We start from the raw sequence: 25,610 nt of genomic DNA, 5'->3' as shown, positions 1-25,610 counted from the left end.
CCTCAGTCGAGGCCGGCGGCGTGGACGAGCAGCGCGACCTGCGTCCGGTTCTCCAGGCCGAGCTTGAGCAGCACGTTCGACACGTGGGCCTTGACCGTCGGGACGCTGAGGAACAGGGTCGCCGCGATCTCGGCGTTCGCCGCGCCGCGCCCCAGCTCGACGGCGACGTCCCGCTCCCGCCCCGTGAGCGCGTCGAGCGCCGCCCGCGCCTGCTCGCGCTCGCCCCCGGCGTCGGCGACGGACGCCATGAGCCGACGCGCGATCTCGGGGGACAGCACGGGCTCGCCCGCGGCGGCCGCGCGCACCGCCGCGACGATCCGCTGCGGCGGCATGTCCTTGAGCAGGTAGCCCGAGGCCCCCGCGTGCAGCGCGCCCGTGATCTCGGCGTCGCTGTCGAACGTCGTGAGCACGACGACGGCGGGTGCGTCCGCCCGCGACCGCACCCGCCGCGTGGCCTCGATACCGTCGACCCGCGGCATGCGCAGGTCCATGAGGACGACGTCCGTGGGGTGCGCGTCGAGCACGGCCGTGACCTCCGCCCCGTCCGCGGCCTCGCCGACGACCTCGATCCCGTGCGCACCGTCGAGCATGAGGCGCAGCCCGGCGCGGACGAGCGCGTCGTCGTCGACGATCACGAGCCGGGTCCGCGGCTCGTCCCCCGGGCCCCGCCCGTCGTCGCGGTGCCCGACCGCCCCTCCCGCCTGGCTGCTCACGCGTCCCACGGTAGCCGGACATCGAGGACGAAACCGTCCCCCTGCGCCCCGGCGTCCAGGGTCCCGCCGAGCAGGTCGACGCGCTCGCGCAGCCCGACGAGCCCGGTGCCCGCCCCCTCCGCGGGGACGCGGCCGACGCCCTCGGTGCGGCCGACAGGGACGAGGCGCGGTCCGCTGTCGGACACCGTGACGCGCACCTCGCCCGCCCGGGCGGCGACCCGCAGGCTGACGGGGCTGCCCGGCGCGTGCCGGCGGGCGTTCGTCAGACCCTCCTGCGCGATGCGGAAGGCGGCGACCTCGACGGTCCGCGGCACGTCCGCCGACCCCGATCGTTCGTAGGTGACGTCGCCACCCACCTCGCGCGCCTCGGCGACGAGGCGGTCGACGTCGTCGAGCGTCGGCTGGGGTGCCGGGGCGCCCCCGTCGATGCCGTCGGGCTCGGCGCGCAGCACCCGCACGACGTCGCGCAGGTCGCCGAGGGCGGAGCTCACCCCGGCCCGTACCAGGCCCGCGGCGCGGGCGAGCTGCGCCGGGTCGGCGTCGGGGCGGTACTCGAGCGCGCCGGCCGTCGCGGCGAGGAGCGAGAGCCGGTGGGCGAGGGTGTCGTGCATCTCGCGGGCGATCCGCGTGCGCTCCGCGACCCGGGCCTCGGCGACGCGGTGCTCCTGGTCGGCCTCGGCGCGCCGGGCGCGGTCCCGCAGCGACCACATCAGCTGCGCGCGCGCCTGCCAGTACATCCCCCAGCCGAGCAGGGCGGCGTGCACCGCGAGGTCGCACACGAGCCACCAGCCGAGCGGCAGCGCCTGCGGCCGCCACAGCGCCTGCACCGCGTGGCCGACGAACCCGGCGACCGCGACGGGGAGCGCGGTGCGCAGCGGGTACCAGCGCGCGATCTGCAGGGTCGCGACCGTCGACGCGGGCGTCGCAGCACCGGAGTACGCGGACAGCGACGCGAGGATCAGGGCGCCGAGCACGGGCGCGTTGCGCGGGAAACGCGACCACAGGAGCGGGAGGGCCGCGAGGGCCAGGACCGCGACGGCGACGTCGAGCGCAGGCTGCGCGCCCGGCTCGTCCTGGTCGACGACCCCGACGGTCGCGAGCACGGTGAGCGCCGCGACGGCGAGCCACGCGACGGCGAACGCCCACCAGGGGACGAGCGGGCGGTTCCCGTCCCGGCGGGCGGCGGTCGTCGCGAGGACGGGGCGTCCGGCGAGCGGAGGGCAGTCGGTCGGAGTGGTCATGCTCCGGACGCTAGGCGGCGCCGCCGCGGGCGACCACCGACCAAGGTCGGGGGTCGCGGTCCGGTGGGAGGGCAATGGCCAGACGCCGGTCGGGGTGCTCGTCGCCCTCCGGCCGGTGCGCCGGGCGCCGCGCCGCCGCGAGCGTAGGGACGTCGGCACCGCGCCGGCCGTGGCTCCGGCCACGAGAGCACGCGGCACCGTCGCGTGACGAAGGAGGAGTGCCATGTCCCCGACCTCGACCACCTCGCACGGCACCTCGGCGGTCCCCCGCTGGGCCGTCCCGCTCGCTGCCGCGGCCGTCGCCGCGGGGGTGCTGCTCGTCGGGACGGCGCTCGGCGTCGACCCGGAGGTGCGGTCCGCGACCGGGACCCAGACGGTCGGCGTCGTGGCCGCGGTCGTCGCGGCGCTCGTCGTCGGGTACGCCGCGTGGGGCGTGCGCGCGCTGCTGGGCCGGCTGCTCTCCCGTCGGGCCGGCCGGGCCGAGCGGGCCTGGCTCGTGACGTGCGGCGTCGTGCTGCTCGTGTCGCTGCTCGGTCCGCTCGGGGCGGTGACGGCCGGCGCGGTGGTGCTGCTCGCCGTCGAGCACGTCGCGGTCGGCGCGACCCTCGCCCTGGGCCTGCGCCGCTGACCCGTGCCGCCCCTGTGCTCGATCACGCGGAAGGTCCTGCTCGGCGGGACGATGAGTTCTGGGGTGCGCGAGGGTCTGCCCCGTCATCGACGACCGACCACCCGACCGGAAGGCCACCCATGACCGCGACACTCGTGTCCACCCTGTTCATCTCGCTCGACGGCGTCGTGGAGGTGGACCCGGCATGGCACTTCCCGTACTTCGACGAGAACATGGGCCGCGCGGTCGACGAGGACTACCGGGACGTCGACGCGCTGCTGCTCGGCCGCGTGACGTACGACAGCTTCGCGGGCGCGTGGCCGGAGCGCGAGGCGGCCGGCGGCGAGGACGCTCCGTACGCGAAGCAGCTCGGCGACACGCGCAAGCTCGTCGTGACGCGAGGGGACCAGGATCTGGGCTGGCGCAACGCCGAGCGGCTCGACGGCGAGCTCGTCGACGCGGTCCGCGTCCTCAAGGAGACGCCGGGCGTGGGGAAGGTGCTCGTGCCCGGGTCGATCTCGGTCGTCCGCCAGCTGCTGGCCGCAGGCCTGCTCGACGAGCTGCGGTTGCTCGTCCACCCGGTCGCGGCCCGCACGGGCGAGCGACTGTTCGACGAGGGCGACGGCACCTACCCGCTGGCCCTGCTGCGCTCGGAGGTGTTCCCGACCGGTGTCGTCCGGCTGGTATACGCCCCGGCCGAGGCGCCGGCCGACGCGACCTACGACGACGTCACGGACAAGGTCCCGTCCGGGGCCGAGTGAGCGGACGCGATGCCGCCGTCCACCGCCACGGGCGGCGGGCGGCGGACCGCGACGACCGCGACGTCGTCCTCGCGGCCCGGGTCGTCGAACGCGTCCACGAGCAGCGCGCACGCTGCGGCCGGCTCGGTCCCGGCCACGCCACGAGCAACCGTCGTCAGCCGCTCGAGCGCGTCCCGCAGCGAGCCGCCGCGGCGCTCGACCAGACCGTCGGTCACGAGGACGAGCAGGTCGCCGGGCTCGAGCACGTCCTCGACCGCGGGACGCTCCGCCGGACCGGGGACACCGAGCAGCCGGGACGGGGCCTTGAGGGTGCCGACCGTGCCGTCGGTCCGCACGACGACCGCCGGCAGGTGCCCGGCGTCGGTGACCTCGACGGCTCCGCTCGCGGGGTCGATCACGCACACGCACACCGTGACGAACTCCGGGTGGTCGTGCCGCAGCGACTCGTTGAGCAGGTCGAGAGCGCGCGCGGCGTCGTGGCCCTCCCGCAGGTACGCGCGCAGCGTCAGGCGCACCTCGGCCATGACGGTCGCGGCGCGCAGGGAGTGGCCCTGGACGTCGCCGACCACGACCGCCACCCGTCCGTCCGGGAGGTCGAACGCGTCGTAGAAGTCGCCGCCCACGTCGAGACGCTCGTCGGACGCGTCGTAGCGCGCCGCGACCTCGAGCCCGCCAGCGACCGCGAGCGTGGCCGGGAGGAAGGCGCGCTGGAGCGCGAGCGCGATCCGGTGCTCCTCCGCATACGTCCGCAGGTTCGACAGGGCGACCGTCGCCGCCTCCGCGAACCGCAGCGCGGCCTCCTGGTCCTCCGCCGACGGTCCCTGCCCGCCCTCGTCCGCCTGGACACCCAGGCCCCCGACGAGCGCGCCATCGCCGTCGACGAGCCACATCGTCCACCAGGCCCCGCCCTCGACCCCAGCCTCGGCGAGGAGCGGCAGCCAGGGCTCGGGGATCTCGTCGGGGCCGAAGAGTGCCGTGGTGAGGCCCGACGGCGGGAGCACCACCGTCGTCCCACGGCCGCGGACGAGGTCGGCGTCCTCGCTCGTGCAGACGGCCCGCAGCACGACGCCCGCGTCCGCGACGACCATGGCGACCACGGGACGGCCGAGCACGGCGCAGGCGCCCCGCGCCGCCTGGTCCACGACCTCCTCGGGGCTCCGCGCCTCGTGCAGCGGGACGAGCGCCGCGGACAGGGCGCCGAGCCGCCGCGCGGCACGGCCGATCCCGCGGTGCGCGTCGTGCGTGCGGCACAGGGCGCCGACGGTCGCCACGAACTCGTCGCGGTCGAGCGGCTCGGGAAGGTACGCGTCGGCACCGCCCTCGAGCCCGGCGGTGCGCGCCGCGGCGTCGACGGCCGTCGCCGACACGTGCAGCACGGGCACGTGCGCGGTGGCCGGCTCTGCCTTGACCCTGCGGCACACCTCAGGCCCGGGGACGTCGGGGAGGTTCACGTCGAGGACGATCGCGTCGGTGCTCGCCGTCGCGCGCGCCAGCGCCTCGGCCCCCGTCGCGGCCTCCACGACGGAGAACCCGGCGGCACGCAGCCAGGTCGCCATGACGTAGCGGTGCGCGGGAGTGTCGTCCACGACGAGGACGGTGCGCTCGCCCGTCATCGCAGACCTGCCTCCCGGCTCAGCGTCGCGACGAGCAGGTCGCGGTCGATGGCCGACTTCGCGAGGAACGGGACGGGCGTCCCCGTCGCCGGGGCCGGGGGCCGCGGGCCGCTCGACATGAGCACGCCGGGGACGTCGGGGTACTGCGCCGTGATGCGGTCGAGCAGCGTCGGGCCGTCCGTCCCGGGCATGCGCACGTCGAGCAGCACGACGTCGGCCGGCGCGTCGCGCAGCATCGCGAGCGCGTGCGTCGCGTCGTGCGCGACGCTGACCCGGGCCACGGAGTCCCGCAGCATCGACACGAGGACGGACGCGTAGGCGCGGTCGTCGTCGACGACCAGCACGTGGCCGATCCGCTGGTCCGGCCCGCCGGCGCGCGCCGCGTCGGTGTCGGCCGGGACGGCCGGAGCGGCGTCGACCGGCGCCATCGACGGCAGGCGCAGCGTGAAGACGCTCCCGCTGCCGAGCGTCGACGACGCCAGGAGCGTGCCCCCGAGGGCCTCGGACGTGCGACGTGCGTACGGCAGGCCCAGGCCGGTGCCACGCGCCGACGGCTGGAGATGGTTGGGCACCTGGACGAACTCCTCGAAGACGGCCTCGAGCTGGTCGGCGGGGATGCCGACCCCGGTGTCCTCGACCGTGAACCGCGCTCCGCCGCCGGTCTCGGGCTCCGCGGTCAGACGCACCGCGCCCGACTCCGTGAACTTCACCGCGTTGGTGAGCAGGTTGCGCAGGACACGCGCGAGGAGGCGGCGGTCGGTGACGAGCGCGAGTCGGGGAGCCGACGTGACGTCGAGGACCACCCCGTCGCGCACGAGGGGGGCGGTCGTGCCGCGCAGCTCGTCGAGGAGCGCCCCGACGTCGACGCGCGTCGGCTCGACGTCCTCGTGGCCCGCCTCCGCGCGCGCGAGGTCGAGCAGCTCGTCGACGAGCGTCAGGAGCGTGTGCGCGCTCTCGCGGACGAAGGTGACCTGCTGCGCCTGGTCGGCGTCGAGCCGGGAGTCGGTCAGCAACGAGGTGAGGCCGATGATGGAGTTCACGGGTGTGCGCAGCTCGTGGCTCACGTTGCGCAGGAACCGCGACTTCGCCTCGTTCGCCGCGGCGAGCTCTCGTCCGCGTTCGTCGAGCTCCGCGTAGAGCGCGACGACGCCCGTGTTCGTCTCCTCGAGCTCCGACGACAGCTGGTCGTACATCGCGAGCACGCCGCGGTTCGTCTGCTCGAGCTCGTCGTTGAACCGGCGCAGCTCTTCCCCCTGGCGCGTGAGCTCGTCGAGGGTCCGCATCAGGTCGGCGTTCTGTACCCGGAGCTCGTCCAGGGCGTCCGCGGCGTGCGCCGCGCTCACGGACCGCCGGACGGCGGACAGGGTCGCCTCGTCGATGCGCGACGAGATGCTCAGCGACTTGACGAGCACGGCGCGCGTCCTCGACGCGTCGAGCTCGAGCGCGTCGACGAGCCGTCGGGCCGCGGGGAGGCCGCCGTCGCTGGAGTCGCCCGCGTCGTGGAATGGCGCGTTTGCGACGAGCTCGGCCCGGAGCACCGCGTACGGCTGCCCCGGCACGACGGCGATCGTGACGTCGGCCGGTCCCGACGCGACCGCCGCTCGGCCCACCTCGGAGAGCGCGGTGGCGACGCGGACCTGGTCCTGGGTGTCGAGCCCGACGTGGCGACCGATCTCCCGTCCGGCCCGGCGCAGGGCGAGGACGTCCGTGTCGGTGTGCAGCCGCGCGGTCAGCAGCGTCGTGCTCACGAGACGCCCTCCGCACCCACCTTGAGCACCGCGACGCACGCGTCGTCGCGTCGTACGGCGTGGTCGCGCAGCAGGACCCCGGAGACGACGAGCGGGGAGCGGGCGGCGAGGCCGGGGTAGTCCGACAGGGACCACCGGTCGGTGAGCCCGTCGCTGTGGAGGACGACGACGTCGCCGGGCTCGACGGGGTACGTCGTCTCGCGCAGCGCTCGCGAGTGCGACCCCGCGATACCGGGATGGCTCACGAGCCGGCGGGTGCGCGAGCCGTGGACCGCGCCCGCGATGTTGCCCAGGCCGGCGTACCGCAGCACGTCGCCCGTCGGCTGCGCCACGGCCACCGCGGCGCCGCGGGTCCCACCGAGCGCGGAGTGCACGCGCTGCAGCAGATCCGCCGGGCCCCCGGCGGGCGCGGCGAGGAACGCGCGGACCGCCGCCTCGGACGCCGTCGCGGCGAGCGGGCCGTGCCCGAGGCCGTCGGCGACCAGCAGGGTCGTGACCCCGTCGTCGCGCCGCACGGCGAAGGCGTCGCCGCACGCCGACTGGCCCGTCATCGGCCGGGTCGCACCTGACGTGGCGAGCGTGCCAGGAGCCGCACTCCGCGCGGCGAACGCGGCGGACACCACCGTCCCGGCTCCCGGCGCGGTCCAGGCGTCCCAGCCCGAGCTGAGCCTCGGGAGCGTGCCGAGCCCGATGCCGAGCGTCCCCCCGCTGGAGACCCCGTCCCGCATCGCGGCCGTGATGTCGCGCATGCCGGGGCCGGAGTCGACGGCGAGGACCTCGAGCACGGCGTCGTCGGCGGAGCGCGTGACGCGCAGGAGCAGCGAGCCGGACCCGGCGTGGCGGCACTGGTTCGTGGCGAGCTCGGAGACGACCAGACCGACCTCGGCCGCACGGGCCTCACCCAGCCCGAGTCGCACGGCGACGGCGCTCGCGGCGCGCCGGACCCCGCCGACGGCCGAGGGGTGGTCGATCGTGTACCACGTCCCGTCGTCCGTCACCGTGCGCCGGCCGGCGAGGACGTCGTCCGGAGCGGTCATCGTGACCAGGTCGCGATCTCCACGCGGGTTCCCTGGCCCGGGGCCGTGTCGATCGCGAAGTGCTGCACGAGCCTCCGCGACCCGGAGAGGCCCAGGCCGAGACCGCCTCCGCTGGTCCAGCCGTCCGTGAGGGCGAGGTCGAGGTCGGGGATGCCGGGGCCCTCGTCCGTGAACACCGCCCGCACGCCTGTCCGGGCGCCGTCGGTGACGAGCTCGACCTCCGCCTCGCCGCCGCCGCCGTACACGAGCGTGTTGCGCGCGAGCTCGCTCGCGGCCGTCACGAGCTTCGTCTGGTCGACGAGCGAGAGACGTGCCTGCTGAGCCAGCGTCCGTACGAGCTGGCGGACCTTGACCACGTCCGAGTCGGTGCGGACGGGAAGCCGCTGCAGGACGTCGGCGGTGGTCGTCGTCATCTCTGCTCGCGCTCGGCGGCGGCGAGCAGGATCTCCTCCGGGGTGCGCTCCTCGGGGGCGAGGAGCGCGAGGCCGCGCTCGACGTCCAGTGCGGTGCGCACGTCCCCGAGCGAGAGCCCGAGCTCGACCATGGTGATCGCGACCGCAGGGCGCATCCCGACGACGACCGTGGTGGCGTCGAGGACGTGCGAGATCGCCGCGACGGACGCGAGCATGCGCCCGATGAAGCTGTCGACGATCTCCAGCCCGGAGATGTCGATGATCACGCCTCGGGCACCGGTCGCGGTGATGCGCTCGGCGAGGTCCTCCTGGAGCCGCAGCGCGGTGTCGTCCTGCAGGTCGACCTGGATCGAGACGAGGAGCGTCGAGCCGATCTTGAGGATCGGTACGCCGTCGTTCACGCGGGGATCCCGGCCGCCGCGGAACGTCCTCCGGAGCGGAGGGCGTCGACGAGCGCGTCCGCGAGCGACGCGCGCGTGCGGATGTCACCGAACTCGATCCCGAGCGCGACGATCGTCTGGGCGATCTGCGGCCGGATGCCGCTGATGGTGCACTCCGCACCCATGAGGCGCGCGGCGACGACGGTCTTGAGCAGGTGCTGCGCGACCTGCGTGTCCACCGCGGGCACGCCCGTGATGTCGATGATCGCGTGCTCGCTGCCCGTGTCCACGAGCGTGTTGAGCAGCTTCTCCATGACGACCTGCGTGCGGGCCGAGTCGAGGGTCCCCACGAGCGGCACGGCGACGATGCCGTCCCACAGCTTCACCACGGGCGTCGAGAGCTCGAGGAGCTGCTCGGACTGCTCCGCGATGATCACCTCGCGGGCCGACGAGAACGTCTCGAACGTGAAGAGGCCGAGGTCGTCGACGAGGCGCAGCACCGGCGCGAGGTCGAGCGCCTCGTCCGACTGCGACGAGAGACGGTACAGGCCCTCCTTGAGCGCGAAGACCCCGATGGCGGTCTCCCGCGGCGTGAAGCCCAGGCGAGCGCGGACCGCGGAGACGTCCGCGAGGATGCCGCGGAGCTGGTCGAAGGCGGCGTCGGAGAGGGCGGTGCCCCCGGCGCGCAGGCCGTCGAGCAGCGCGTCAAAGATGTCGCTCTGCTCGCGCTCGAGCTCGCCGCGGGACGTCCTGCCGTGCAGCTCGGCGGCGGCGGTGTCGAGCCACGTGGCGCGGACCAGGTCCGCGTTGTCCATGAGCGTCGTCACGAGGTTGTCGGTGGCCTCTGGGGGCATCGCGAAGGTCCTTCCACATGAATGCGGCCACCGACGGGCACGGGTGGCTGCGCGCTCAGTGTACGCATCGCGGATGGGCGCGCAAGACCGCCCGTCCGCCCCCGTGCGGGGGCGGACGGGCCGTGCGCGCGGACGGCCCCGCCCGGTCGTGACGGGGCGGACGGGTCAGTTGCGCAGGTCCAGGTACCGGTCGATGAGGGCCGCGGTGGACGGGTCCTGCGCAGCGAGCGCGTCCTCGTCACCGGCGACGGCGGGCGCGATCTCGAGCGCGAGCTTCTTGCCGAGCTCGACGCCCCACTGGTCGAAGCTGTCGATGCCCCACACGACGCCCTGGACGAACGTGATGTGCTCGTAGAGCGCGATGAGCTGGCCGAGGACCGACGGCGTCAGCGCCGGGGCGAGGATCGACGTCGTCGGGCGGTTGCCGGGGAAGGTCCGGGCCGAGACGAGCGCCTCGTCCGTCCCCTCCGCGCGGACCTCGTCCGCGGTCTTGCCGAACGCGAGCGCCTTGGTCTGCGCGAAGAAGTTCGCGAGGAACAGCCCGTGCACGTCCGCACCCGGCTGGACGGCCCCGCCGTCGCCGACGTCGTCGGTGAGCGGGTGCGCGGGGTTCGCGACGGCGATGAAGTCCGCCGGGATGAGGCGCGTGCCCTGGTGGATCAGCTGGTAGAACGCGTGCTGGCCGTTGGTGCCCGGCTCGCCCCAGAAGATCTCGCCCGTCTCCGTCGTCACGGGGGAGCCGTCCCAGCGCACGCGCTTGCCGTTGGACTCCATCGTCAGCTGCTGCAGGTACGCCGGGAAGCGGTGCAGGTACTGCGCGTAGGGGAGCACCGCGTGGGTGTGCGCGTCGAGGAAGTTCACGTACCAGACGTTGAGCAGGCCCATGAGGACAGGCACGTTGCGCTCGAACGGGGTGCGGCGCACGTGCTCGTCGATGGCGTGGAAGCCCGCGAGCAGCTCGGCGAAGCGGTCCGGGCCGACCGCGATCGCGAGCGACGTGCCGATCGCCGAGTCGACCGAGTACCGGCCGCCGACCCAGTCCCAGAACCCGAACGCGTTCGCGGGGTCGATGCCGAACGCCGCGACCTTGTCGAGCGCGGTGGAGACCGCGACGAAGTGCTGGGCGACGGCGCCCTGCCGCGCCTCGTCCGTGTCCGCCAGCGCGCCGACCGCGGCGAGCTCCGTCCACAGCCAGTCGCGCGCGAGGCGCGCGTTCGTCAGGGTCTCGAGCGTGCCGAACGTCTTGGACGCGACGATGAACAGCGTCGTCCGCGGGTCGAGGCCCGCGGTCTTCTCCGCGACGTCCGTCGGGTCGATGTTGGAGACGAAGCGGACCTCGATGTCCTGGTGCTTGTAGGGCAGCAGCGCCTCGTACGCCATGACCGGGCCGAGGTCCGACCCGCCGATGCCGATGTTGACCACCGTCCGCACGCGCTCGCCCGTGACGCCCGTCCACTCGCCCGAGCGGACCTTGTCGGCGAAGTCGTAGACCTTCGCGAGCTCCGCGTGCACGTCCGCGTCGACGTCCTGCCCGTCGACCACGAGGTGCTCGTCGTCGCCGAGCGGCGTGGGGCGGCGCAGGGCCGTGTGCAGGACGGCGCGGTCCTCGGTGACGTTGATGTGCTCGCCCGTGAACATGGCCTCGAGACGGTCGTCGAGGTGGACCTCGTCCGCGAGGCGCACGAGCAGCTCGATCGTCTCGTCCGTGACGAGGTTCTTCGAGAGGTCGACCGTGAGGTCGGCCGCCTGGTGGGTGAGGCGGCGCGCGCGGTCCGGGTCGGCGGCGAACCACGTGCGCAGGTCCGGCTCGACCATGTCGCGGTGCACGGTGAGCGCCGTCCAGGACGGCGTGGTGGTGGGGTCGATCGGGGGCGGCACGGGCTGGCTGGTCATGCGCACCAACCTAGTGACCGACGGCGGCGCTCGCCCACCCCGACCGGCCTCCGGTCGGTGGGTCGCTCGCCTGACGAACGACCGCCGTCGGACCCTGTCACTCCGCGTCGTGCCGGCGGACGAACTCCTGGACGACGGGGAGCACGCGGTCGGGCAGCTGCCAGAGCACGCCGTGCCCGCCTCCGGGCACGATCTGCACCTCGGCCTGCGGCACGTGGTCGAGGACGCGCCGGGCTGCGGCGTGCGGGTCGCCGAGCCGGGTCTCGGCGCCGAAGAACGCGAGCGTCGGCGTGGTGACCGCGGCGAGCTCCGCGTCGCCGAGAGGGCTGGGCCAGGGGGTGCGGCGGCGGTAGCGCATCGCCGCGCGGGCGAGCGCCCGGTCCTGGTCGGTGGGGTCCGCGCCGGGGCTCAGCCACGCGTCGAGCCGGACGAACCGCCTCTGGGTGGGCCACAGCGACGTGGTGACCATCCGCGCGACCACCCTCGGGGACGGCTTGACCAGCGTCGTGATCCCCTCACCGAGCGTGAGGCTCGCGAGCCGGTCCGAGGCTCGCGCGCCGAGGAGGGCAGCGAACCACGCGCCCTCCGAGTACCCGAGCACGTGGGCACGCTCGAGCCCGAGCCCGTCGAGCAGCTGCTCGCCCCAGGCGCCGTAGTCGGCGGGGTTGGTCAGCGGGGCGCTCTGCACGCTCCGACCCGCTGTCCCGACGACGTCGGGCGCATGGACGACCCGGTCCGCGGCGAGCCGGGCCACGACGGCGTGCCAGCTCAGGCCGGTGCCGTTGAGCCCGTGCAGCAGCACCAGCGGGGTACGCGTCCCCGAGCCGGACGTGCGCACGTGCGTGCCACCGAAGGCCGTCGGGACCACGGTCTCGGTGGACGGCAGCGGCCAGAGCGCCGCCAGGTCGTCGTACGTGCGGTCGTAGGCCTGGTGTGCCGCGTCGTCCCGGAACGTGCCGATGTGGCTGGGCATGAGCACCTCCTCGTTGATGATATGTGCGTATCATAACGGTGGTACGGGCATATCATCAAGTCGGTACGAGGGCGGCACCCGACCGGGACCGCGGGACGAAGGGGAGAGGATGCCGCGACTGGTCGACCACGCGGAGCGGCGGGCGCAGATCACGGACGCCGCGCGTCGCGTCATCGGTCGCGACGGGCTCGAGGCCGCGACGTTCCAGGCGGTGGCCACCGAGGCGGGCGTGTCGGTGCGGCTCGTCCAGTACTACTTCGGCAACAAGGGCGGGCTGCTCACCGCCACGCACCGCGCGGTGATCGACGCCTCGGCGGCGCGCTTCGGCCCGGGCCGGCCCGCTCCCGGGCCTGAGCCGGCTCAGGCGACGGCTCAGCCGCCTGAGCCGCGCGACGTGCTGCGCGGCATCGCCGCCGCGCTCCTGCCGCTCGACGACGAGCGGCGCGCGGACGCCGTCGTCCTCGCGGCGTTCCACGCCGCCGCCCTGACACGTGGCGACGTCGCCCAGGAGGCGCTCCTGCCCGCGCCCCGGGCGCTCGTCGAGGTGGTCGCGGCTCAGCTCGACCGCGCACGACCCGGCACCGCGCAGGCTGAGGGCCGCGGGATCGGTGCCCGTCCCGACGTGGGCACGCTGCGCGACGCCGAGCTCGTGCTCGCGGCCCTCGCCGGTCTCACGCAGTCCGTCGTCGCGCGCCACCTCGATCCGCAGGAGGCGCTCGCGGTGGCCGAGCGGCTGCTCGACCACCTCCTCCCAGCGGGCGAGGGGGCGCCGACGCCGCGGTCGTGAGGTGCCGCGACCGCGCAGCGGCCGGTGCCGGACGGCTTCCCGGTGGGGCGAGCGTGGGTGGTCGGGGCCACGATGGTGGGCGTGCGCCGTCGGGCGTGCACGCCGACGGCGGCAGGTCGTCGGACGAGGAGCGGACGATCGGAGACGAACCATGGCCGAGGTGGTGCTGTTCCACCACGTGCAGGGACTGACGGACGGCGTGCGGACCCTCGCGGAGACGCTGCGGGGCGCGGGGAACGTGGTCCACACGCCGGACCTGTTCGAGGGACGCACGTTCGAGACCCTCGACGAGGGCATGGCGTTCGTGCGGGAGCTCGGGTTCGGGACCGTGCTGGAGCGCGGCCGGGCCGCCGCAGACGGGTTCGACGCCACGGTGGTCTACGCCGGGATCTCGGCCGGGGTGCTCCCGGCGCAGATGCTCGCCCAGACGCGCGCGGGCGCGAAGGGCGCCGTGCTGCTCGAGGCGTTCGTCCCCGTGTCGGAGTTCGGCGAGGCGTGGCCGGACGGAGTCCCCGTGCAGGTGCACGGCATGGACGCGGACCCGTCGTTCGCCGGCGAGGGGGACCTCGACGCCGCACGCGAGCTCGTCGACTCCACGCCCGGCGCCGAGCTGTTCCTCTACCCGGGAGACCGGCACCTGTTCACCGACCCGAGCCTGCCGTCGTACGAGCCGGAGGCCGCGGCGCTCGCGACCGAACGCTTCGTCCGGTTCCTCGACGGCATCCGCTGAGCGCGACCGCCGGGTCAGGCGGTGACGCCCGGAGCGGCGTCCGCCTCCGGCTCGAGGGTCAGCTGCCACTCGGCGTCGACGCTCGCGGGCGCGAAACCGAGCGCGACGTTGATCGCGAGCATGTGCGCGTTCTCCTGCGCGTTCCACGTGTGCACGCGTCGCGACGACGGGCGGGCCCGCGCGAGCTCGTCGAGCACCGCGACCTTGACGAGCATCCCCAGGCTGCGACCGCGGTGCTCGCGCAGCACGAGCGTGTCCTCCTGGAACACGACCTCGGGCCGGTCGTGCGGGTACGCGACCATCGAGAACGCGGCGAGCGTGCCCGACGCCGTGTGCTCGGCCGCCGCGATGACGTAGCCCTGTCCGCGGTCGTGGAAGTCGCGCGACGCCGTGCGCACGCGCTCGGCGTCCCACGGGTCCTCCTGGAGCTCCAGGCCGCCCGTCGGTGCGTCGGTGCTCATGCGGGTCTCGAGCACCGCGAACTGGTCGATCCACTCGTCGGGCACCTCGTCCGTCCACAGGTGCACCCGGTAGCCGGCCGAGCGCTCGACCGCCGCGGCGCGCAGCGGGTCGAGCACCTCGGGCGGCACCGGCAGGGTGAGCGTCGAGTGCCGCATGACCTGCTCGAGCGTGAAGCCACGATGCAGCGCGAAGGCGGTCGCGTCGTCGTGCAGCGGCACGCGACCGCTGCCCGTCGGGGACTCGAGCGCGTCCGGGCCGGGCGGCGGCTCCGTCGCGAACGACGAGTCGGACATGATGACCCGGCGCCCCTCCGCGCGGGCGACGGCGAGCGCGGCCTCCCACATCGCGGTGCCGATGCCGCGGCGACGGTGCTCGGGGTCCACCCCCACGTACACCACCGCGGCGTGCGTGTTGCCCTGCTGCGGCAGCGCGACCATCGAGCGCCCGACGACGTCCTCGGGGCGGGGGTGCCGCGCGTCGGCGGCCGTGGGGTCGTCCGCGCGGTCGAGCACCGCGACCCACCGCAGCACGCGGCGGTAGTCGCCGCTCGCCATGCTCGTCGCGGTGGTCGCCGCGTCGAGCGCGAGGTCGGTGTGGCCGTAGATCTCGCGGTCGATGGCGTCGCCCACCAGGACCGTCCCGTGCACGCCCCAGGCCTCGGGGGCGTCGAGGTCGGTCGGTACCGCGACCGGCTCGATCCGCACGGCCACGGGTGCCGTCGTCGTGCCGGTCGTGCCGGTCGCGTTCGTGGGGGAGGTGTTCACTCGCCGTCCTTCGTGTCGGTCCTGCGCTGCCACGCTGCCCACGTGCCGGCCGGCCGGAAGCCGAGCGCGACGTTGATGGCGAGCATGTGGTCGTTCTCCTGCGCGTTCCAGGTGTGGACGCGCCGGGTCGAGGGCCGTTCGGCCGAGAGCGCGTCGAGGTTCGCCGCCTTGACGAGCATCCCGAGACGCCGTCCGCGGTGCTCGCGCACGACGAGCGTGTCCTCCTGGAACGCGAACTCGGGACGGTCGCGCGGGTAGACGAACACCGTGAACGCCGCGAGCGTGCCCGACGGTACGTGCTCGGCCGCGGTGAGGAGGAAACCCTTCCCACTCTCCACCTGCTCGCCCGTCCAGGTCCGGACGCGCTGCGCGTCCCAGGGGTCCTCGCGGTAGTCGACGCCACCGGTCGGAGGGTCGGTGCTCATGCGGGTGAACAGCACGGCGACCTCGTCGACCCAGGCCTCCGGGACCTCGTCGGTCCAGGTGTGCAGGCGGTAGTCGCCACCCGCCCGGGCCCTGGCGTCGTCACGCAGCGCACCGAGCAGCGACGGCGCGACGGGGACGTCGAGGACGGAGTGCCGCTCGACCTGCTCGAGCGCGTAGCCCCGTGCGCGCAGCAGACGTGGGCCGGGTGCGTCGGCGGGGACCCGCCCGGAGCCCGTCGTCGCCCCGAGCGCTCCCGGCCCGGGGGGCGGTTCCTCACCGTGCTGCGTCGCCGAGAACAGGACCGTGCGCCCGGCGCCCAGATTGAGCCGCTCGCCCAGGGCGAGGAGGGCCGACCCGATGCCCTGGCCGCGCTCCCCGGGCCGGACGAACGCGTACGCCTCGCCCAGGTGCTCGTTGCTCGTGACCGGACGGCACACGAACAGGTGCGCGACGACGTCGTGCACCTTCGGCGGCGCACCGGCACCTGGGACCGCACCGGACGCGGCGCGCACGACGACGAAGCGGCGCTTCGCCGCGTACTCCTGGTGGGCCATGCCGGAGAAGACGTCGCGCGGTTCGAGAGCGAGGTCGTCGTACCCGTGCGTCTCCAGCTCGAGCTCGTGGTCGATGTCCGCGACGGCGTGGTACGCCCACGCGTCGTCCTCGTCGAGGTTCGCGGGGTGCGGTGCCTCGACGAGGGCGAGCCCTGCGGGCAGGGGGACCTCGAGGGCGGGAAGGGCGGCGCTGCTCATGGGCCCAGCGTGGTCCCGGGCGTCCCCGGGCGTCCACGGGAATACGCCGACGGCCCGACCTCCCGCAGGAGGCCGGGCCGTGGTCGAGGCCGGTCGGGTCGACCGGGCTCCGACTACTTGCGTGCGGAGCGCCGCGAGATCACGCCCCAGATGAGAAGAACCAGCAGAGATCCCACGAACGCCCAGAACCACGTCGTGAGCGAGAAGAACTCGTCGTTCGCGTCGGCGCCGAACAGCGCGCCGCCGATCCACCCGCCGAGGAGGGCTCCGAGGACTCCGACGATCAGCGTGACGATCCAGCCTCCGGCGGCCTTGCCCGGGAGCACCGCGCGAGCGATCGCACCCATGATGAGGCCGATGAGGATCCAGCCGATGATACTCATCCCACGTCTCCGTTCTTGAGGGGACGAAACTCTCCATACCGGGACGGCTGCCCCGAATGGCATCCTTCACGGTGGCACGGCGCGCGGTGTTTCGCACGTGGAAGCGGTGCTCACCAAGGGTCGGTGCGGCACGTGCGCCGCGTCGGACCACCTCGGCAGGGGCCCCCGGCTGGTTAGGCTCGGGTCGTGGTGACCACCGAGGCGTCCAGCGCACGCGTCGACAGCTGGCTCTGGGCGGTGCGGGTCTTCAAGAGTCGTTCCCAGGCGACGGCGGCCGTCAAGGCCGGGCACGTGCGCGTCAACGGCGAGCGCGCGAAGCCCGCGACGGCGGTGAAGGTCGGGGACCGTGTCGTCGTGCGCGGCGGCCCCGTCGAACGGATCCTCGTCGTCGAGCGGATCCTGGTGAAGCGTGTCTCGGCGACCGTCGCGGCCCAGGCGGTGCTCGACCAGAGCCCGCCCCCGCCGCCGAAGGAGCTCACGGTCCGGGTCGCCGTCCGCGAGCGCGGGGCCGGCCGCCCGACGAAGCGCGAGCGGCGCGACATCGACCGGCTGCGCGGCCGCGGCTGACGCGGTCGCCTGCGAGGCGGCGATCTCCCGACGAAGCCGCGGGAGCGCTCTCGAGTGATGCACCTTCGGTCGAGTGACGCACTCCTGCGTGCATCACTCGAGCGAAGGTGCATCAGTCGGGCGCTCGTGGCCGATCACCACAGCCCGGGGCGCCGGTGCAGCGGGACCTCCGCGCCCCGCGGTACCTGGCGACGGACCCGCGCGGTGAGCGCCGCACCGTCGCGCACGTCCGGAGTCGTCACCCGGAGCACCCGCCAGCCCTCCTCCTCGATGGCCTCCTGGCGGCGCTTCTCCTCGTAGAGCACGCGGGCCGGCTCGCCGCCCGCCAGCTCGCGGTACTTGACCAGCCCGTCGAACTCGACGAGCAGGCGCCACTCGTCCCAGCCCATGTCGGCGCGGAACCGTCCCAGGCGCGTGCGCACCGGAAGCTGCGTCCGAGGGGTGGGGAGCCCGTGTCGCAGGAGCTCGAACCGCACCACCGACTCGCCGGGCGACTCGGCACCCGGATCGGCAGCGTCGAGCACCGCGCGAGCGCGGACGAGCCCGCGCCCCGTCGTGCGGGCGAGGCGCTCGCGGAGCGTGTCGAGACCGGCTCCCGCGCGCAGGGCTGCGTCGGCGAGCACGAGACCGTCCCGCGCACCGAGCGTCCGCACGCAGTCGAGCACGGTGCGGTCGCGCGACGTGACCGGCAGACCGCCGATCGTCACGACCTCGGACGGGTCGAGGGCGGCCCGGTGCCGCACGACGTCGCGCGCCCGCCGCTCGCCCGGGACGTGCTGCTGCACCACGTGCACGACGGCCGTCGGTGCGCTCCACAGCGGCAGGCCCCAGAGCAGCGCCGCGCTGGTGTGGGAGAAGACGTGCTCTCCGGGCAGCTGGCGCGAGACCGCTTCGAGGCGGACGATCTCGAGCCGACGGCGGGCGTCGTGCTCCGCGGGTCCGGGGACCGCCGCGTCGAGGTAGTAGGCGCCGCGGCGCACCTTGACGCCCGTCCCGCGCCGCACGACGTCGCGGACGACCTCCCGGGGACGTCGCCGGCGAGGACGAGCCGTGCCCGCGGGCCTGCGGTCGGTCGTGGAGTGGTGGCGGCCATCGGGGCAGCGTGCCAGCGACCTGACGTCCCGCGGGGCGACGGTCGGCGACGCTGTGGACGGGCGGCGCCGACGTCTGTCTGTGGACGACGTCCGCCCTTGTGCGCCCGTCCGCACCCGAGAGCCGGCCCCCGTCGGATCGAGTGATGCACCTTCGGTCGAGTGACGCACTCCTGCGTGCATCACTCGACCGACGGTGCATCAGTCGGGCGCTCGCGAGGCCGTCAGCAGGGACCGAGGTCCTTCCAGACGCCCCACTGACCGCTCTGGGCGGGGTTCTCGCCCGTCGTCCACCACTTCGCCTCGTAGCTCTTGCCCTCGTGCGACACGCGCGCGCCGCCCAGGTAGACGCCGCTCGCGGACCAGGCCGCTGCCGTGCAGTCGCCCGGCTCCGGGTCCGGCGGGTCGGTCGGCCCGCCACCGCCGGTGCCGATCGTGAGGTCGACGCAGTTGTAGAACGCCATGGGCGTGTTCGACACGTTCCAGCGCGCGAGGATCGTGTGGTTCCCCTGGGGCAGGCCGGTCAGGGTGTGGGAGATGTTGCTCGGTGGCTGGGCGCCGCCCTGGCTGAACGTCTTGAACAGCACGCCGTCGACGAAGTACTCCCACGTGCTCGTGTTGTGCGCCGCGGTGAGCTTCCACTGGAACGTCACCGACGACCCCACCTGGGTGCGGGGCCACGGCTTGCTCGCGTCGTCGAGGATGCTGAAGCCGCTGCCGCCGGAGCACTGCATCGAGCCCTTGGCGGCCTCGACGCTCTGCGGCTCGTACTTGATGGGACCGCAGTCGAACGACGTGGTGCCGTTCGCGCAATGGTCCTGACGGCTCGGCGGGGACGTGATCCAGCCGTGCGCGGTCGCGCTCGGGGCGATCGCGACGGGTGCGATGATCGCGACCGCGCCGACGACGGCCGCGAGAAGTACCGCTCTGAGTCTTCGCATGAGGTGTCTCGCTCTCCATCCGGTGGTGCGTGGGTCCTCGCAGGCCCGCTTCGCTGCGGGCCGGCGCTCGGATCGGACCCTTCGACGCTACGAACCGTGAGGAGTGCGGACAATTGGGTGAAGCCCGTACGGGGATCCGCGTAGCCGCGCGCTCCGCCCTGCCCCTGCGGGGGCGGAACGCGCCGTGCATGGCCCGACGCCGGGTGCCGCGGTCCGCGGACCGTGCCACCCGGCGTCGGGACGCGTCACGGCGTCAGCAGGCGCCGACGAGCTTCCACGGGCCCCACGCCTCGGCCCCGGGGGTGTTGTTCTGGGTCCACCACTTGGCCTCGTAGACGTTGCCGTCGTGCGAGACCTTGGCGCCGCCGGTGTAGACGGCGGTCGCCGACCACGCGGCGTCGGTGCACTCGCCGGGCTCCGGGTCGACGGGCGGGTCGGTGGGGTCGGGGTCCGGCTCGCCCGGGTCGGTGCCGTTCGCGGTGACCGTCAGGTCGACGCAGTTGTAGAACGCGTTGACCGTGTTGGACACGTTCCAGCGCGCCAGGATGGTGTGGTTGCCCTCGGGCAGGCCCTTGAGCGTGTGCGAGATGTCCTTCGGCGGCTGGACGCCGCCGCCGTCGAACGACGCGAAGAGCTTGCCGTCGACGAAGTACTCCCAGACGCTCGTGGCGTGGTTGGCGGTGAGGTTCCACTGGAACGTGACGTCGCGCCCGGTCGTCGTGCGGGGCCAGGGCTTGCTCGCGTCGTCGAGGATCGCGTAGCCGCTGCCGCCGGAGCACTGCATCGAGCCCTTGGGGGCCTCGACGCTCTGCGGCTCGTACTCGATCGAGCCGCAGTCGAAGGAGGTGGTGCCCTTCGCGCAGTGGTCCTGGCGGCTCGGCGGGGACGTGATCCAGCCGTGCGCCGAGGCGCTGGGGGCGATCGCGATCGGGGCGACCAGCGCCGCGGTGGCGACGGCGACGGCGACGAGCGCCGCGCGGAGTCGTCTCATGGGGGACTCGCTCTCTGTGTCGGGAGGGCCGACATTCGTACGGAGTCCGTACAGTCGGCGGTGACCTGGCCGACGGTAGGCAGCGGAGCCGTCCGGATCAACGCGTGGCGACGCGTCCGGCCCACGTAGGGGATGTCCCGTACGTGGGGTCGTCCCACCGTCAGGACGGGGCGGATCGGGCGACACCTGACCCCGGTACGAGCCGGCGCACGCCGGGTCCCGGGTGAAATCGTGTGGGGAACACGTAGTCGTGAAGAGCCCCTTCCCGGGCCGACGCGGCTCCTCAGCGCGCGCCGTACGCGGCCGCGACCTCCGCGAGGAGCCGCGCCCCGAACCCGGTCGCGCCCCGGGTGCGCCAGGCGTCGTCCTTGTCGGACCGCATCGGCCCGGCGATGTCGAGGTGGGCCCACGGGGTGTCGCCGACCCACTCGGCGAGGAACAGTGCCGCGATGATCGTGCCCGCGGACTCGCCCCCGAGATTCTTGATGTCGGCGATCTCGGAGTCGAGCCAGGGGCGGTAGCGGTCGTCGAGCGGCATGCGCCAGACGCGCTCGTCGGTCGCGCGCGCCGCGGCCTCGACCTGGGCCTGCAGGTCGTCGTCGTTCCCGAGAAGCCCCGCGGTGAGCGGGCCGAGGGCCATGAGCGCCGCCCCGGTGAGGGTCGCGATGTCGACGATCGCGTCGACGCCGTCCTCGTTCGCGAGCGCGATGGCGTCCGCCATGACGAGGCGGCCCTCGGCGTCGGTGTTGACGACCTCGATCGTCTTCCCGGTGCGGGTCGTGAGGACGTCGCCGAGCTTCGTCGCGGAGCCGGACGGCATGTTGTCCGTGCACGCGAGGTACGCGGTGACGCGGGCGGGCACCTCGAGCTCGCGCAGCACGGTCATGGTGGCGAGGATCGCGCCCGCGCCGGTCATGTCCATCTTCATGGCGGCGTGCATCGCGTTGGAAGGCTTGAGGCTGATGCCGCCCGAGTCGTACGTGATGCCCTTGCCGACGAGGCCGAGGTGGCGCGTCCCCTCCGCGCCGGTCGTCGGCGTGTAGGAGATCCGGATCATGCGCGGCTCGACGACCGACCCGGCGTTGACCCCGAGCAGACCACCGCAGCCCATCTCCTCGAGCTCGGCGCGGTCGTAGACGCGCACGTCGAGTCCGGCGTCCGCGCCGAGCCGGACGGCGACGTCGGCGAGGTCCGGGGCGTTGAGGTAGCCGCCCGGCGCATTCGCGAGGTCGCGCGAGACCGCGGCGGCACGCGCGAGGACGTGTCCCCGCGCCGCACCGTGCGCGGCGTCCTCGACCCGGTCGGGGGCGACGAGCAGCACGACCTCCTGCACGGCGGGGGACGCGTCGGGAGCGGGGGAGCGCAGCTCGTCGTAGCGGTAGCGGCCCAGCAGGACGCCCTCGACGACGGCCTGGGCGGCCTCGGCGGCGTCGAGCGAGCCGGCGTCCGCGAGGGTCGTGGCGAGGACGGGCTCACGCGCGGCGGCACGCGCGAAGGCCGCCGCGGCGTCGCGCAGGTCGGACGCGGCGGGCTCGTCGCCCACGCCGACGAGGAGCGTGGCCCCGTCGTCGCGCGGCAGGGCGAGCGTCTGGCCGGGCTTGCCCGCGAACCCCCAGGCGGCGAGCGTCTCGCGCGTGAGCCCGACGGCGGCCGGCACGTCCCCGGACGCCGCCACCGGGACGCCGAGCACGGTCGGCTCCTCGGTGCCGGTCGCGACGACGCGCACCACCACGGCGGGCACGGAGGTCGCGGACGGGACGGGGTCGAACGGTGTCGTGCGCATGGCGGGGTCCTTCCGGGTGGCGGGTCAGAGGTGGTCATGTGGCGGTCACCGGCGGCGGGCGTGGAGGCTCACAGGTAGATCGTGCTCCCCGGACCGAGCGGGATGCCGAGCAGGTACCAGACGACGAGCAGCGCGGTCCACACCACGAGGAGCACGACGGTGTACGGCAGCATGAGCGAGATGATCGATCCGACGCCGACCTTCTTGCGGTACCGCTCGGCGAAGATGACGATGAGCGCGAAGTACGGCATGAGCGGCGTGACGATGTTGATCGGCGAGTCGCCGACGCGGTACGCCGCCACGGCGACGTCCGGGGATATCCCGAGCTGGACGAACAGCGGGACGAAGATCGGCGCGAAGATCGCCCACTTGGGCACGACGCCGCCGATGAAGATGTCGATGACGGCCGTGACGAGGATCAGCCCGACGATGAGCCAGACGGTGGGCAGGCCGGCGTTCTCGAGCGCGTCGGCCATGTTGACCGCGGCGATGGTGCCGAGCTGGGAGTACGTGAAGTAGGCGATGAACTGGCTGATGACCAGCAGCAGGAAGAACAGGCCGGCGAGCCCCGCGACGGTCTTGGTCATCGGGTTGATGACGTCCATGGACCCGTTGATCGTCCCCGCGCCCTTGCCGTAGCACAGCCCCATCACGAAGAAGTAGAGCAGGATGAGGAAGATGATGCTGCCCATGAGCGGCGAGTCCTCGACGAGGCTCCCGGTCTCCGGGTTCCGCAGCGGGCCCCACGACGGGAGCGTCAGGAGCAGCACGAACGCGGTGACGCCGAGCAGGCCCCAGAACGCGAACCGCAGGCCGCGCCGCTCGGCGGCCGTGAGCTCGCCGGACGCGGCTCCGCCGTCGGCACCCGGGTCGGTGCTCGCCACCGGCTCCGCGCCCACGGGGACGCCCGCGGCCTCGGCGGGGACGCCGTCGGGCAGCTCCTCGTCCTCGCGGTAGACGCCGAGCCGCGGCTCGACGAACTTCTCCGTGAGGATCGTCGCGACGACCGCCACCACGAGCGTCGAGACGATGGAGAAGTAGAGGTTGCCGGTGATCGACACGTGCTGGGCGGGGTCGGCGATCGCCTCGTTGGTGATCTCGGCGAGCATCCCGTCCACGGGCGTGATGAGGAGGTTCACGCCGAACCCGCCGCCCACGCCCGCGAAGGCGGCGGCGAGCCCGGCCAACGGGTGGCGACCGAGGGAGTGGAAGACCGCGGCGGCGAGGGGGATGAGGACGAGGTACCCGGCGTCGGTCGCGATCGAGGACAGGACACCGAGCAGGACGATGCTGAACGTGACGAACCGGCGCGGCGTGACCTTGACGAGCCGCTTGATGAAGGCGCCGATGAGGCCGACCTCCTCGGCGAGTCCCACGCCGATCATCGCGACCATGATGAGCCCGACCACGCCGAACCCGTTGAAGTTCGCCACGGGCGACGTGAAGATGAATCGGATCCCGTCGGCCGTGAGCAGGCTCTGGGCCTCGACGGTGACCTGCTCGACCTCCGGGTCGGGGCTCTGGTACTCCTCGTCGCCGATCAGCTCCTCGCCGCTCGGCTCCACCTGCTCGGAGACCGCGGCCTGCTCGAAGGTCACGGACGAGCCGGCGAGGTAGAAGACGTGCGAGAGCACGATGATGAGCGCGATGAGGACGAGGAAGATGATGACGGGGTGGGGGACCTTGTTCCCGGCCCTCTCGATGCCGTCCAGGACGCGCTGCAGCCCGGACCTCTTCACGACCGCCGTCTCGCTCATCCGCTGCTCCCCGTTGCATGAAGGCTTCGGACGCCGTGCCGCGGCACGTCGCTGGTCGGGAGCGTAGCCAGGCGCACCGGGTTCCGCGCGGGGAGCGCCGCCGCCGGTGCGGTCAGCCGACCGGCCAGACGACGGGGATGAGCAGCACCGCGACGGCGAGCCACGCGAGCATGGTCACGAGCCCGAGCTTCCAGTAGTCCCCGAACCGGTACCCGGCCGGCCCCATGACGATCATGTTGGCCGGGGTCGCGATGGGCGTGAGGAACGACGCCGCGCCGGCGACGGCGACGAGCATGAGCACCGGCGCGAGCGAGACGCCCGCCTCCGCCGCCGAGGAGACCGCGATCGGGGTGACGATGAGGACGGTCGCGGTGTTGCTGACGATCTGCCCCAGCACCGCGGTGAGGACGAACAGCGCGACGAGCAGGACGTGCGGGCTCGAGTCCCCGACGAGCCCGACGATGACGTCCGCGACCAGGTCGGCCGCCCCGCTCGTCTGGATCGCGACCGAGAGGGGGATCAGGCCGCCGACGAGGACGACCGTCTGCCAGGAGACCGCGCGGTACGCCTGCGGCACCGAGACGACGCCGGTGAGCACCATCGCGGTCGCGCCGAGCAGCCCGGCGATCGCGGGGGAGACGGCGCCGGACGCGAGCAGCGCGACCGTCGCGGCGAGGACCGCGAGGGCGCGCCACGCCGTCGGGCCGAGCGCCACGGTCTGCCGCCGCACGAGCTCGGGGCTGTCGACGACGAGCACGTCGTCGTCGTGCGACAGCGCCTCGACGGCGGGCCACGTGCCGTGCACGAGCAGCGTGTCGCCCTCCGCGAGGGTCACCGGGCGCGGCCACTCGTCCCGCCCGAGGCGGCGGATCGCCAGCACCGTCACACCGGACCGCACGAGGCCGGGGAAGAACGTCTGCCCGATCACGGACGACCGGGGCGGCACGACGATCTCGGCCACCCCGACCTCTCGGCCGAGCAGCGCGGCGCGCGTCGCACGCGTCAGGGGTGTGCGCACGACGGCGAGCCCGTCGTCGTCGACGAACCGCGCGATCCCCTCGCTCGGCCCGGTGACGACGAGGACGTCGCCCGGGCGCACCGGCTCGCCGGGGCGCGCGGGGCTGCCGCTCGCGTCCTGCACGCCGATGACGTGCACGTCCTCGGGCAGGTGGAGCGTCGCGGGGTCGCGACCCACGGTGCGCGACGACGGCTCGGCGCGCAGCCGGAAGAACCCGTTGTCGAGGCGGTAGTGCTCGACGAGCGTGCCGACGTGCTCGGAGAAGTCCCCGGGCAGGGACTCGGGCGTGCGCACGGGCAGCAGGCGCCGTCCGCCCAGGACTGCGACGAGCACCGTCACGGCGACGAGCGGGATCCCGACGACCGCGAACTCGAAGAAGCCGAAACCGTCGCCCGTGGCGTCGCGCAGCGCGTCGGACACGATGACGTTGACGGTGCTGCCGCTCAGCGCGAGCAGCGCGCCGCCGCTCGCGGCGAACGCGAGCGGCATCGCCATCTGCGACGTCGCGAGGCCCGCGCGCCGTGCCGCGAGGACGACGACGGGGATGAGCGCCGCGGCCGCGCCGTTGGGCGTGACGAGCGCGGCCAGCAGGGCGGCGAGCAGCATGACGGCGACGAGCAGGCCCGCGCGCGCCGCCCCCACGCGCTCGAGCAGCACCTGGCCCGCCCACGCGGTGACGCCCGAGGACTCGAGTCCTTCGCTGAGCACGAACAGCGTCGCGATGAAGATGACGACGGGGTCGCCGAAGCCGCCGAGGGCCGTCGCGGAGTCGACGACGCCGGTCGCGTACAGCGCCAGCGCGGTGAGGATCGCGACCGCTCCGACGGGCAGCCGGTTCCACACGAACAGGGCGACGGCCCCCGCGAGGACGACGAGGCTCAGCGCGGCGTCGGACATGAGGGGCACGCTAACGGGCGGGGCCCGC

24 protein-coding genes are annotated in these 25,610 nt (G+C 74.1%); 5 read left to right on the top strand and 19 right to left on the bottom strand.

Annotated features, from left to right (window positions below; translation table 11 throughout):
* Nucleotides 1-2: 2 nt before the first annotated feature.
* Both ACMXGY_RS18335 and ACMXGY_RS18330 read right to left on the bottom strand, forming a co-directional pair.
* Nucleotides 3-713 carry a response regulator transcription factor gene (locus ACMXGY_RS18335; protein WP_483774394.1) on the bottom strand — a complete coding sequence of 237 codons (711 nt, stop codon included), beginning with the start codon at nucleotides 711-713 and terminating at the stop codon, nucleotides 3-5.
* Complete coding sequence (locus tag ACMXGY_RS18330; protein WP_483774393.1) at nucleotides 710-1,954, bottom strand: sensor histidine kinase; 1,245 nt, start codon at nucleotides 1,952-1,954, stop codon at nucleotides 710-712. The genes ACMXGY_RS18335 and ACMXGY_RS18330 overlap by 4 nt, the downstream gene beginning before the upstream one ends.
* Nucleotides 1,955-2,177: 223 nt before the next feature.
* Here ACMXGY_RS18330 and ACMXGY_RS18325 point away from each other — a divergent pair, with 223 nt between their 5' ends.
* Nucleotides 2,178-2,582 carry a DUF6069 family protein gene (locus ACMXGY_RS18325; protein WP_483774392.1) on the top strand — a complete coding sequence of 135 codons (405 nt, stop codon included), beginning with the start codon at nucleotides 2,178-2,180 and terminating at the stop codon, nucleotides 2,580-2,582.
* A gap of 119 nt (nucleotides 2,583-2,701) precedes the next feature.
* On the top strand, nucleotides 2,702-3,322 hold the full coding sequence (locus tag ACMXGY_RS18320) for a dihydrofolate reductase family protein (RefSeq protein WP_483774391.1): 621 nt from the start codon (nucleotides 2,702-2,704) through the stop codon (nucleotides 3,320-3,322).
* On the opposite strand, the gene ACMXGY_RS18315 is transcribed toward ACMXGY_RS18320, so the two are convergent.
* The 8 genes from ACMXGY_RS18315 to ACMXGY_RS18280 all read right to left on the bottom strand — a co-directional run bounded on the left by ACMXGY_RS18315 (nucleotide 3,280) and on the right by ACMXGY_RS18280 (nucleotide 12,233).
* Nucleotides 3,280-4,935 (bottom strand): SpoIIE family protein phosphatase, encoded by a 1,656-nt coding sequence (locus ACMXGY_RS18315; protein ID WP_483774390.1) that lies wholly within the window; start codon nucleotides 4,933-4,935, stop codon nucleotides 3,280-3,282. The two genes, ACMXGY_RS18320 and ACMXGY_RS18315, sit on opposite strands and share 43 nt — an antisense overlap.
* Nucleotides 4,932-6,683 carry an ATP-binding protein gene (locus ACMXGY_RS18310; RefSeq protein WP_483774389.1) on the bottom strand — a complete coding sequence of 584 codons (1,752 nt, stop codon included), beginning with the start codon at nucleotides 6,681-6,683 and terminating at the stop codon, nucleotides 4,932-4,934. The genes ACMXGY_RS18315 and ACMXGY_RS18310 overlap by 4 nt, the downstream gene beginning before the upstream one ends.
* A complete protein-coding gene (locus tag ACMXGY_RS18305) occupies nucleotides 6,680-7,720 on the bottom strand; it encodes an ATP-binding protein (RefSeq protein WP_483774388.1) in 1,041 nt (346 codons plus the stop codon). Before ACMXGY_RS18305 ends, ACMXGY_RS18310 begins: the two co-directional genes overlap by 4 nt.
* Nucleotides 7,717-8,133 carry an anti-sigma regulatory factor gene (locus tag ACMXGY_RS18300; protein WP_483774387.1) on the bottom strand — a complete coding sequence of 139 codons (417 nt, stop codon included), beginning with the start codon at nucleotides 8,131-8,133 and terminating at the stop codon, nucleotides 7,717-7,719. The genes ACMXGY_RS18305 and ACMXGY_RS18300 overlap by 4 nt, the downstream gene beginning before the upstream one ends.
* Complete coding sequence (locus ACMXGY_RS18295; RefSeq protein WP_483774386.1) at nucleotides 8,130-8,534, bottom strand: STAS domain-containing protein; 405 nt, start codon at nucleotides 8,532-8,534, stop codon at nucleotides 8,130-8,132. Before ACMXGY_RS18295 ends, ACMXGY_RS18300 begins: the two co-directional genes overlap by 4 nt.
* A complete protein-coding gene (locus tag ACMXGY_RS18290) occupies nucleotides 8,531-9,367 on the bottom strand; it encodes an STAS domain-containing protein (protein ID WP_483774385.1) in 837 nt (278 codons plus the stop codon). Before ACMXGY_RS18290 ends, ACMXGY_RS18295 begins: the two co-directional genes overlap by 4 nt.
* A gap of 165 nt (nucleotides 9,368-9,532) precedes the next feature.
* Nucleotides 9,533-11,260 carry a glucose-6-phosphate isomerase gene (gene pgi / locus ACMXGY_RS18285; protein ID WP_483774384.1) on the bottom strand — a complete coding sequence of 576 codons (1,728 nt, stop codon included), beginning with the start codon at nucleotides 11,258-11,260 and terminating at the stop codon, nucleotides 9,533-9,535.
* Between the two features lie 97 nt (nucleotides 11,261-11,357).
* Complete coding sequence (locus ACMXGY_RS18280) at nucleotides 11,358-12,233, bottom strand: alpha/beta fold hydrolase (RefSeq protein ID WP_483774383.1); 876 nt, start codon at nucleotides 12,231-12,233, stop codon at nucleotides 11,358-11,360.
* Nucleotides 12,234-12,342: 109 nt separating this feature from the next.
* Between ACMXGY_RS18280 and ACMXGY_RS18275 the strand changes: the two genes are divergently transcribed.
* Together ACMXGY_RS18275 and ACMXGY_RS18270 are read left to right on the top strand one after the other, a co-directional pair.
* On the top strand, nucleotides 12,343-13,020 hold the full coding sequence (locus tag ACMXGY_RS18275; protein ID WP_483774382.1) for a TetR/AcrR family transcriptional regulator: 678 nt from the start codon (nucleotides 12,343-12,345) through the stop codon (nucleotides 13,018-13,020).
* Between the two features lie 151 nt (nucleotides 13,021-13,171).
* Nucleotides 13,172-13,750, top strand: a complete 579-nt coding sequence (locus ACMXGY_RS18270; RefSeq protein WP_483774381.1) for a dienelactone hydrolase family protein — start codon at nucleotides 13,172-13,174, stop codon at nucleotides 13,748-13,750.
* 14 nt (nucleotides 13,751-13,764) lie between these two features.
* Here ACMXGY_RS18270 and ACMXGY_RS18265 read toward each other — a convergent pair whose 3' ends face one another.
* The 3 genes from ACMXGY_RS18265 to ACMXGY_RS18255 all read right to left on the bottom strand — a co-directional run bounded on the left by ACMXGY_RS18265 (nucleotide 13,765) and on the right by ACMXGY_RS18255 (nucleotide 16,537).
* Entirely contained in the window at nucleotides 13,765-14,976 is a 1,212-nt protein-coding gene (locus ACMXGY_RS18265) for a GNAT family N-acetyltransferase (RefSeq protein ID WP_483774380.1), read from the bottom strand.
* Nucleotides 14,973-16,154: a GNAT family N-acetyltransferase gene (locus ACMXGY_RS18260; RefSeq protein WP_483774379.1), complete on the bottom strand. Its 1,182-nt coding sequence runs from the start codon at nucleotides 16,152-16,154 to the stop codon at nucleotides 14,973-14,975. The genes ACMXGY_RS18265 and ACMXGY_RS18260 overlap by 4 nt, the downstream gene beginning before the upstream one ends.
* Before the next feature lie 113 nt (nucleotides 16,155-16,267).
* Complete coding sequence (locus tag ACMXGY_RS18255) at nucleotides 16,268-16,537, bottom strand: GlsB/YeaQ/YmgE family stress response membrane protein (protein ID WP_483774378.1); 270 nt, start codon at nucleotides 16,535-16,537, stop codon at nucleotides 16,268-16,270.
* Between the two features lie 189 nt (nucleotides 16,538-16,726).
* Between ACMXGY_RS18255 and ACMXGY_RS18250 the strand changes: the two genes are divergently transcribed.
* Nucleotides 16,727-17,104 carry an RNA-binding S4 domain-containing protein gene (locus ACMXGY_RS18250; RefSeq protein ID WP_483776905.1) on the top strand — a complete coding sequence of 126 codons (378 nt, stop codon included), beginning with the start codon at nucleotides 16,727-16,729 and terminating at the stop codon, nucleotides 17,102-17,104.
* A gap of 134 nt (nucleotides 17,105-17,238) precedes the next feature.
* Here ACMXGY_RS18250 and ACMXGY_RS18245 read toward each other — a convergent pair whose 3' ends face one another.
* The 6 genes from ACMXGY_RS18245 to ACMXGY_RS18220 form a co-directional block, all read right to left on the bottom strand.
* Nucleotides 17,239-18,108 (bottom strand): hypothetical protein, encoded by an 870-nt coding sequence (locus tag ACMXGY_RS18245; RefSeq protein WP_483774377.1) that lies wholly within the window; start codon nucleotides 18,106-18,108, stop codon nucleotides 17,239-17,241.
* 311 nt (nucleotides 18,109-18,419) lie between these two features.
* Nucleotides 18,420-19,136 (bottom strand): lytic polysaccharide monooxygenase, encoded by a 717-nt coding sequence (locus ACMXGY_RS18240; protein WP_483774376.1) that lies wholly within the window; start codon nucleotides 19,134-19,136, stop codon nucleotides 18,420-18,422.
* Between the two features lie 253 nt (nucleotides 19,137-19,389).
* Complete coding sequence (locus ACMXGY_RS18235; protein WP_483774375.1) at nucleotides 19,390-20,127, bottom strand: lytic polysaccharide monooxygenase; 738 nt, start codon at nucleotides 20,125-20,127, stop codon at nucleotides 19,390-19,392.
* A 283-nt stretch (nucleotides 20,128-20,410) separates the two neighbouring features.
* Complete coding sequence (locus ACMXGY_RS18230) at nucleotides 20,411-21,910, bottom strand: leucyl aminopeptidase (protein WP_483774374.1); 1,500 nt, start codon at nucleotides 21,908-21,910, stop codon at nucleotides 20,411-20,413.
* Between the two features lie 68 nt (nucleotides 21,911-21,978).
* The gene (locus ACMXGY_RS18225) at nucleotides 21,979-23,667 is read right to left on the bottom strand and encodes an AbgT family transporter (RefSeq protein WP_483774373.1); all 1,689 of its coding nucleotides are present in this window, start codon (nucleotides 23,665-23,667) and stop codon (nucleotides 21,979-21,981) included.
* 112 nt (nucleotides 23,668-23,779) lie between these two features.
* A complete protein-coding gene (locus tag ACMXGY_RS18220) occupies nucleotides 23,780-25,582 on the bottom strand; it encodes an SLC13 family permease (protein WP_483774372.1) in 1,803 nt (600 codons plus the stop codon).
* Between the last annotated feature and the right edge of the window lie 28 nt (nucleotides 25,583-25,610).

It is taken from the genome of Cellulosimicrobium sp. G4 BAM 1002, assembly GCF_057126935.1.
This window is presented reverse-complemented; position numbering and strand designations above follow the sequence as displayed.

Coding starts and splice junctions, on each gene's coding strand:
- ACMXGY_RS18260 (WP_483774379.1), bottom strand. CDS start 16,154: ATGAGCAGCGCCGCCCTTCCCGCCCTCGAGGTCCCCCTGCCCGCAGGG.
- ACMXGY_RS18330 (WP_483774393.1), bottom strand. CDS start 1,954: ATGACCACTCCGACCGACTGCCCTCCGCTCGCCGGACGCCCCGTCCTC.
- ACMXGY_RS18325 (WP_483774392.1), top strand. CDS start 2,178: ATGTCCCCGACCTCGACCACCTCGCACGGCACCTCGGCGGTCCCCCGC.
- ACMXGY_RS18320 (WP_483774391.1), top strand. CDS start 2,702: ATGACCGCGACACTCGTGTCCACCCTGTTCATCTCGCTCGACGGCGTC.
- ACMXGY_RS18235 (WP_483774375.1), bottom strand. CDS start 20,127: ATGAGACGACTCCGCGCGGCGCTCGTCGCCGTCGCCGTCGCCACCGCG.
- ACMXGY_RS18315 (WP_483774390.1), bottom strand. CDS start 4,935: ATGACGGGCGAGCGCACCGTCCTCGTCGTGGACGACACTCCCGCGCAC.
- ACMXGY_RS18275 (WP_483774382.1), top strand. CDS start 12,343: ATGCCGCGACTGGTCGACCACGCGGAGCGGCGGGCGCAGATCACGGAC.
- ACMXGY_RS18225 (WP_483774373.1), bottom strand. CDS start 23,667: ATGAGCGAGACGGCGGTCGTGAAGAGGTCCGGGCTGCAGCGCGTCCTG.
- ACMXGY_RS18255 (WP_483774378.1), bottom strand. CDS start 16,537: ATGAGTATCATCGGCTGGATCCTCATCGGCCTCATCATGGGTGCGATC.
- pgi (WP_483774384.1), bottom strand. CDS start 11,260: ATGACCAGCCAGCCCGTGCCGCCCCCGATCGACCCCACCACCACGCCG.
- ACMXGY_RS18240 (WP_483774376.1), bottom strand. CDS start 19,136: ATGCGAAGACTCAGAGCGGTACTTCTCGCGGCCGTCGTCGGCGCGGTC.
- ACMXGY_RS18280 (WP_483774383.1), bottom strand. CDS start 12,233: ATGCCCAGCCACATCGGCACGTTCCGGGACGACGCGGCACACCAGGCC.
- ACMXGY_RS18300 (WP_483774387.1), bottom strand. CDS start 8,133: ATGACGACGACCACCGCCGACGTCCTGCAGCGGCTTCCCGTCCGCACC.
- ACMXGY_RS18270 (WP_483774381.1), top strand. CDS start 13,172: ATGGCCGAGGTGGTGCTGTTCCACCACGTGCAGGGACTGACGGACGGC.
- ACMXGY_RS18230 (WP_483774374.1), bottom strand. CDS start 21,910: ATGCGCACGACACCGTTCGACCCCGTCCCGTCCGCGACCTCCGTGCCC.
- ACMXGY_RS18290 (WP_483774385.1), bottom strand. CDS start 9,367: ATGCCCCCAGAGGCCACCGACAACCTCGTGACGACGCTCATGGACAAC.
- ACMXGY_RS18305 (WP_483774388.1), bottom strand. CDS start 7,720: ATGACCGCTCCGGACGACGTCCTCGCCGGCCGGCGCACGGTGACGGAC.
- ACMXGY_RS18220 (WP_483774372.1), bottom strand. CDS start 25,582: ATGTCCGACGCCGCGCTGAGCCTCGTCGTCCTCGCGGGGGCCGTCGCC.